Annotated in this window: 8 protein-coding genes; 5 read left to right on the plus strand and 3 right to left on the minus strand. The window is 64.8% G+C overall.

Features of this window, described 5'->3' with window-relative positions; all coding sequences use genetic code 11:
• The first annotated feature begins 17 nt into the window (after positions 1-17).
• From sufD to sufA, 4 genes are all read left to right on the plus strand, one after another.
• On the plus strand, positions 18-1,289 hold the full coding sequence (gene sufD / locus LB572_RS33485) for a Fe-S cluster assembly protein SufD (protein ID WP_224670803.1): 1,272 nt from the start codon (positions 18-20) through the stop codon (positions 1,287-1,289).
• A 171-nt stretch (positions 1,290-1,460) separates the two neighbouring features.
• Entirely contained in the window at positions 1,461-2,702 is a 1,242-nt protein-coding gene (locus tag LB572_RS33490; RefSeq protein WP_224670804.1) for a cysteine desulfurase, read from the plus strand.
• Positions 2,703-2,707: 5 nt separating this feature from the next.
• Positions 2,708-3,088, plus strand: coding sequence for an SUF system Fe-S cluster assembly protein (locus LB572_RS33495; RefSeq protein WP_224670805.1), 381 nt, complete (start codon positions 2,708-2,710; stop codon positions 3,086-3,088).
• Positions 3,089-3,176: 88 nt separating this feature from the next.
• Complete coding sequence (gene sufA / locus LB572_RS33500; protein WP_140803851.1) at positions 3,177-3,554, plus strand: Fe-S cluster assembly scaffold SufA; 378 nt, start codon at positions 3,177-3,179, stop codon at positions 3,552-3,554.
• Between the two features lie 35 nt (positions 3,555-3,589).
• Here the strand turns inward: sufA and LB572_RS33505 are convergent, their stop codons facing one another.
• Positions 3,590-4,087: a GFA family protein gene (locus LB572_RS33505; RefSeq protein ID WP_224670806.1), complete on the minus strand. Its 498-nt coding sequence runs from the start codon at positions 4,085-4,087 to the stop codon at positions 3,590-3,592.
• Between the two features lie 88 nt (positions 4,088-4,175).
• On the opposite strand from LB572_RS33505, the gene LB572_RS33510 reads away from it, so the two are divergent.
• Positions 4,176-4,499 (plus strand): TfoX/Sxy family protein, encoded by a 324-nt coding sequence (locus LB572_RS33510; protein WP_140803855.1) that lies wholly within the window; start codon positions 4,176-4,178, stop codon positions 4,497-4,499.
• A 204-nt stretch (positions 4,500-4,703) separates the two neighbouring features.
• Here LB572_RS33510 and LB572_RS33515 read toward each other — a convergent pair whose 3' ends face one another.
• Positions 4,704-5,621 (minus strand): pseudouridine-5'-phosphate glycosidase, encoded by a 918-nt coding sequence (locus LB572_RS33515; RefSeq protein WP_224670807.1) that lies wholly within the window; start codon positions 5,619-5,621, stop codon positions 4,704-4,706.
• Positions 5,622-5,667: 46 nt separating this feature from the next.
• The gene (locus LB572_RS33520; protein ID WP_224670810.1) at positions 5,668-6,606 is read right to left on the minus strand and encodes a carbohydrate kinase family protein; all 939 of its coding nucleotides are present in this window, start codon (positions 6,604-6,606) and stop codon (positions 5,668-5,670) included.
• Positions 6,607-6,677 lie beyond the last annotated feature (71 nt).

Below are 6,677 nucleotides of genomic sequence, written 5' to 3' on the forward strand. Positions count from 1 at the left end.
CGGTCGAGGCAAGAACAATGAACATGCACGCACAGCCCCAGCGGACATTGGCCGAGACGGCGCTGATCGATGCCTTCGGCGAGCGGCTGTCGCTGCTGCCGGGCGACGGCGCGGTGATGGTCAAGCGCGACGACGCGATCGAGGCGATCAAGCACGGCCTGCCGACGCGGCGCGTCGAATCCTGGCATTACACCGACCTGCGCCGGCTGCTGACCAAGGTTCCGGCTTTCGAGGCCGGCGCCGTCGTCAAGGCGCTGGCACCGATCCTTGAAGGCTCGGCGGTGCTGCCGGTGCTGAACGGCGTCTCCAGCGCCAAGGCGCCGGAGGTCGAAGGCGTCACCGTGCAGCGCCTGTCGGAAAAGCTCACCGATGGCAGCGTGGCTCCGGGACTGGACCCATACGGCAGCGACGACGCGATCGGCGCGCTCAACACCGCTTTCGTCGCCGACGGCTATTTCGTCGATATCGCCGACGGCGCCGAGCTGGAAAAGCCGGTCGAATTGCAGAACCTCCAGGCCGGCGGCCAGTCGCATGTGCGGCTGCTGACGCGTGTCGGGGCCGGCGCCAAGGCGGTCATCGTCGAGCGCCAGGCGGGCGAGGGCGACGAGGCGCTCGTCTCTTCGGTCAGCCAGCTCGTGGTTGGCGACGGCGCGGAAGTAACCTGGCTGATCGTGCAGGAGCAGCCGGAGACGGCCACGCATCTCGCCCAGTTCAAGGCGCATATCGGCAAGGATGCCAAGCTGACGCTGTTCGTGATGAATGCCGGCGGCAATCTGGTGCGCCAGGAGGTGGTCGTCAGGACGACGGGCGAGGGCGCCGACTTCAAATTGCGCGGCATCAACCTTCTTGCCGGCGACACGCATACCGACACCACCATGGTGCTCGACCATGCGGTGCCGCACACGACCTCGACGGAAGTGATCCGCAATGTGGTGACCGGCAAGGCGCGTGGCGTCTTCCAGGGCCGCATCAACGTGCATCAATACGCGCAGAAGACCAACGCCAAGATGGCCTGCAACACGCTGCTTCTGTCGGATGACGGCGAGTTCTCGACCAAGCCGGAGCTGGAGATCTTCGCCGACGACGTCGTCTGCGGCCATGGCGCGACGGTCACCGAGATCGACCACAACCATCTGTTCTACCTGATGGCTCGCGGCATCGACGAGAAGTCGGCGCGGGGCCTTCTGGTGAAGGCATTCGTGGCCGAAGTGATCGAGGAACTGGACGACGAAGCGCTGGTCGAAGCGCTGGAAGAGCGGCTCGACGGCTGGTTTTTGACGCACGGGTAGCGGCACAGGCGAAAGCCGCGCCCCCTCATCCGGCCGCTTTGCGGCCACCTTCTCCCGAGGGGAGAAGAGGCATACGGCGACGTTGGCGACCTCCTCTCCCCGCCGGGGAAAGGGTGGCCGGAGCGAAGCGGAGGTCGGGTGAGGGGGAGCCACATTGGAAGGTTGATTGCTGTGGACCAGAAGATCGAAACCACTCCTTATGACGTCGAGGCGATCCGCCGCGACTTCCCGATCCTGTCGCGCGAGGTCTACGGCAAGCCGCTGGTCTATCTCGACAATGGCGCCTCGGCTCAGAAGCCGCAGATCGTGCTCGACACCATCCAGCACGCCTATTCCCAGGAATACGCCAACGTCCATCGCGGCCTGCATTTCCTGTCGAACGCCGCGACGGATGCCTATGAGAACGCGCGCAAATCCGTACAGCGTTTCCTCAACGCGCCGAGCACCGACAACATCGTCTTCACCTCCAACACCACCTCCGCGATCAACACGGTCGCCTATGGCTATGGCATGCCGCGCATCGGCGAGGGCGACGAGATCGTGCTGTCGATCATGGAGCACCATTCAAACATCGTGCCCTGGCATTTCATCCGCGAGCGGCAGGGCGCGAAGCTCGTCTGGGTGCCGGTCGACGATCTCGGCGCCTTCCACATCGAGGAATTCGAGAAGCGCCTGACCGACCGCACCAAGCTCGTCGCCATCACGCAGATGTCGAATGCGCTGGGCACGGTGACGCCGATCAAGGAGATCGTGCGCATCGCGCATGCGCGAGGAATTCCGGTGCTGGTCGACGGCAGCCAGAGCGCCGTCCACATGCCGATCGACGTGCAGGACCTCGACTGCGATTTCTTCGTCTTCACCGGCCACAAGGTCTACGGCCCGTCCGGCATCGGCGTGCTCTACGGCAAGAAGGATCGGCTGGAAGAGATGCGGCCCTTCATGGGCGGCGGCGAGATGATCGAGGAGGTGACGGAGGACATCGTCACCTACAACGAGCCGCCGCATCGCTTCGAAGCAGGCACGCCGCCGATCGTGCAGGCGATCGGCCTGGGCGCCGCGCTCGACTATATGGAGAAGGTCGGCCGTGAACGGATCGCAGCACACGAGGCGGACCTCAAGACTTACGCGCATGAGCGGCTGCGCGCGATCAACTCGTTGCGCATCTTCGGCGACGCGCCCGGCAAAGGCGCCATCATCTCGTTCGAATTGCAGGGTATCCATGCGCATGACGTGTCGATGGTCATTGATAGGCAGGGTGTTGCCGTCCGCGCGGGCACGCATTGCGCCCAGCCGCTGTTGAAACGCTTCGGCGTGACCTCCACATGCAGGGCATCATTCGGCATGTATAATACCAGGGCCGAGGTCGACGCCTTGGCCGAGGCGCTGGAAAAGGCGCGAAAGTTCTTCGGGTGACGATGATGGACGATGTGAGCACCACCGCAGAGACCGCAGCGAACGGCATTGTCTCGGCCTCGGCGATCCCCGCCGAGGAGCTGGCGCGGCTGACCGACGACATCGTCTCGGCGCTGAAGACGGTCTACGATCCGGAAATCCCGGCCGACATCTACGAGCTCGGCCTCGTCTACAAGATCGACATCGAGGACGACCGCTCAGTCAAGATCGACATGACGCTGACCGCGCCAGGCTGTCCGGTGGCCGGCGAAATGCCTGGATGGGTCGAGAACGCCGTCGGCGCCGTCGAAGGTGTGTCAGGCGTCGAGGTGAAAATGACCTTCGATCCGCCTTGGACGCCGGACCGGATGTCGGAAGAGGCGCAGGTCGCGGTCGGGTGGTATTGAGCTTGACTTGCACGCTAGGTGAAAGTTCACCATCTTAAGGGCAGACTCATTCCGTGGGCCTTGAACCTGCGTGAACGTGGAGAATGACATGGGACGCTTCGCCGTCATCACGATGACCGACAGGGCCGCCGACCGCGTGCGCGAGATCGTGGCTGCGCGCGACAACGCGCATGGCATCCGCCTCGGCATCAAGAAGGGCGGCTGCGCCGGCATGGAATACACGGTCGACCTGGTGACGCAGCCGAACCCGAAGGACGACCATATCGAGCGTGACGGCGCGCATGTCTATGTCGCGCCCGAAGCTGCGCTTTTCCTGTTCGGCACCGAGATGGATTTCGAGCAGACGACGCTGCGCACCGGCTTCACCTTCAAGAACCCGAACCAGAGCTCGGCCTGCGGCTGCGGCGAATCCGTCGAATTGAAGCCGGCGGACCTCAAGGCGCTTGCAGAGGCGCGCGCTTCCTGAATTCTTCTTTCTCCCGTCCAACGGCGAGAAGGAAGCTAATCTACCCACATCCCTGTTCGCTTGTGCCAATCCGCGATCGATTCCTCGGGATAGACGTCGAACACCTTGTCTCGTCTGCCGACCACCGGCTCGACCCAGTTCGCCTTGTATTTCAGCATCAGATGCACCTTTTCGGGTGGTGTCGGCAGGTCGGTGTCGATCGCCGAGGCAAAGGGATGCACAAGCTCCGGCCAGGTCGGGTCGTAGAGCCAGAGCGCCGAGCCGCATTTCCGGCAGAAATTGCGCTCGCCGGTCGACACCTCGCAATGCGGATGCTCGTCATCCTCGATCTCGGCGCGATAGACGCCGAGGCTGCGCTTGCCCCTGATGTTCATCGTCTCATAGGCGGCGCCGAGATTGATGGCGAAACCGCCGCCGCCTTGCTGCTTGCGGCAAATCGAGCAGTAGCAGAGCATGAAGGGCACCGGCGTGTGGCTTTCTACCTCGAAGCGGACGGCGCCGCAGCGGCAGGAGCCTTTGAGCAGGATGGGCATGGCGGGATCTCCGTTTCCAGGTCTCAACCTGTCAGCATGCTCTTGGTTGCGGCAATGACAAGGCCGATGCCGGATGAGATGATGCGGCATGGACAATGCCCGCCTTGAAGAACTGTTCGAAAGCCTTGGCCCGATCAGCATCCGCAAGCTGTTCGGCGGCAAGGGCATCTATTGCCACGGCGTCATCGTCGCGGTCGTCGTGCGCGGCGAATTGCTACTCAAGGCGGACGAGGAAACGATTCCCGATTTCGAAGCCGCCAGCTGCCGCCAGTGGACCTATACCGGCTCGCGCCACGGCAAGGAGGTGGCGATGCCGTATTGGAGCATTCCCGACGACGCCTTCGACGATCCGGACGAGATGGCGGTGTGGGCGCGGCGCGCCTATGAGGCTGGGAGACGGGCGGGGAAGTGATTGGCCGGCTGTTGAAACGCTTGTGAAGAGCACGTCGAGGCCGCCCCCTCATCCGGCCGCTTCGCGGCCACCTTCTACCCGCTGGGGAGAAGAGGTTGGCGCAGGCGCTAGCAGCTCCTCTCCCCTCGGGGAGGTCGGATTGCCCCGAATTGCTCTTCGCAATTCGGCCTTGGCAATCGGGGTGAGGGGCTTCGCCGCGTGCCTTTATAGCGCCTTAGCAATCTCCGCCGCCAGCCGCGCGTTGTTCTCGACCAGCGCGATGTTGGTCTTGAGGCTGCGGCCACCGGTGAGTTCCAGGATCTTCGACAAAAGGAACGGCGTGACCGCCTTGCCGGTGACGTTGAGCGCTTCGGCGGCCTTCTGCGCGGCCTGGATGTAGCCGGCCATTTCGTCAGCCGGGATTTCGTCGTTCTGCGGCACTGGATTGGCGACCAGAATGCCGCCGCCCAAGCCCAGCGCTTGCCTTGTGCGGTAGAAATGCGCGATGTCTTCAGGCGCATTGAGCGTCAGCGGCGCGCGGAAGGGCGACTGCCTCGACCAGAAGGCGGGCATGGTCTCGCAGCCATGGCCGATGACCGGCACGCCGCGCGTCTCCAGCACTTCCAGCGTCTTTTCGATGTCGAGGATCGCCTTGGCGCCGGCCGAGACGACGATGACCGGGGTGCGTGCCAGCTCATCGAGGTCGGCCGAGATATCAAAACTCTTTTCCGCGCCCTTGTGGACGCCGCCGATGCCGCCGGTGGCGAAGACCTTTATGCCGGCCATATGCGCGGCGATCATGGTTGCCGCCACCGTGGTGCCGCCGGTGCGCTTTTGAGCGACCGCGAAGCCGAGATCGGCGCGCGACAGCTTCATGGCGTCGCCGGTCATGGCAAGCGATTCGCGCTCGCCGTCGGACAGGCCGATCTTGATGCGGCCGTCGACCACGGCGATCGTCGCCGGCACCGCGCCGCCTTCGATGATGATCTGCTCGACCTTGGCCGCCATCGCGCCATTGTCGGGGTAGGGCATGCCGTGGGTGATGATGGTGCTTTCCAGTGCCACCACGGGCCGGCCGGCGGCAAGCGCCTCCGCCACAGGCGGGTGGATGTCGACGAAGGGGCGGGCGGTTTGCGGCGTCATTGTATGTCTCCGATCCGAAGGGATTGCCTCGGCATATTTGGTGGCCCTATGCCACCTCCTGTGCCTCCGGCACAAGGGCAAGCGCCTGCGTGAAGTTGCCTGCCGTGAAGGACGGCACGGCCTGAGGGCTCTCGATGGCGAGCATTGCCGCGGCAACGCCCTCACGCAGCGCAGCGGGCAGCTGCAGGCCGCGCAGCAAGGCGGCAACCGTCGCCCCGGTCAGCGCGTCGCCGGCGCCGGTCACGTCGGCGATCTTGCGCGGCGCGGGCGGCGCGATCTCGAAGATGCCGGTGCCGTCGAAGCCCAGCACCGGAGCGCTGCCGGCCGTAATCACGCCGGCGTTCAGGTTAATTCGCCTGAGCGCGTCGACAAGGGCTTCTCCGGACAATTCGGCGCCGACCAGCGCGGCGGCTTCGCGGCGGTTCATGAAAAGCACCGACAGCTGGTCGAGCAGCGGCGTCAGGCGAACGACCTTGGCCGGCGAGACGGCGATGGCGAAGATCGGCCGGTCGCCGGCAAGCGCCACCAAGCGCTCCAGCGCCGCCGTCGGCAGGTTGGCGTCGCACAGAATGGCGTCCGCGGCGCCGACCGCCTCGCGCACCTTGGCGCGCCTTATTTGCTTGGGGAAGGCGAGGTCATAGAGCGCCATGTCGGCCAGCCCGACGATCAATTCGCCTTCGGCGTCGATCAGCGCCGTGTAGCTCGGCGTCGTGCGGTCGAGGAACACCACCGAGAGGTCCGCTATTCCGGCATTGTCGATCGCCGAGGCAACTGTGTCCGCGGCCGCATCGCCGCCGCGGACCGAGATCAGCGAGGCCGACACGCCGCGCTTCACCACGCTGCGCAGCGCGTTGAAAACGACGCCGCCGACGTCCTCGCGCATCATGCCGGGGTTGGAGGCGGCCGGCACATAAGTGCCCGAGACCTGGCCGCGGCGGTCGATATGGGCGCCGCCCAGCGCCAGGATTGTTGGGGATGTCGGCATGCGGATGTTGTAACCTTGGTTGATCGTACGGCTGCGCACACTAGAGCGGTTAGGCGGTTTTGGGGAAAGGC

This window comes from Mesorhizobium sp. BH1-1-5, assembly GCF_020165615.1.
In the GTDB taxonomy this organism is placed as follows: Bacteria; Pseudomonadota; Alphaproteobacteria; order Rhizobiales; family Rhizobiaceae; genus Mesorhizobium.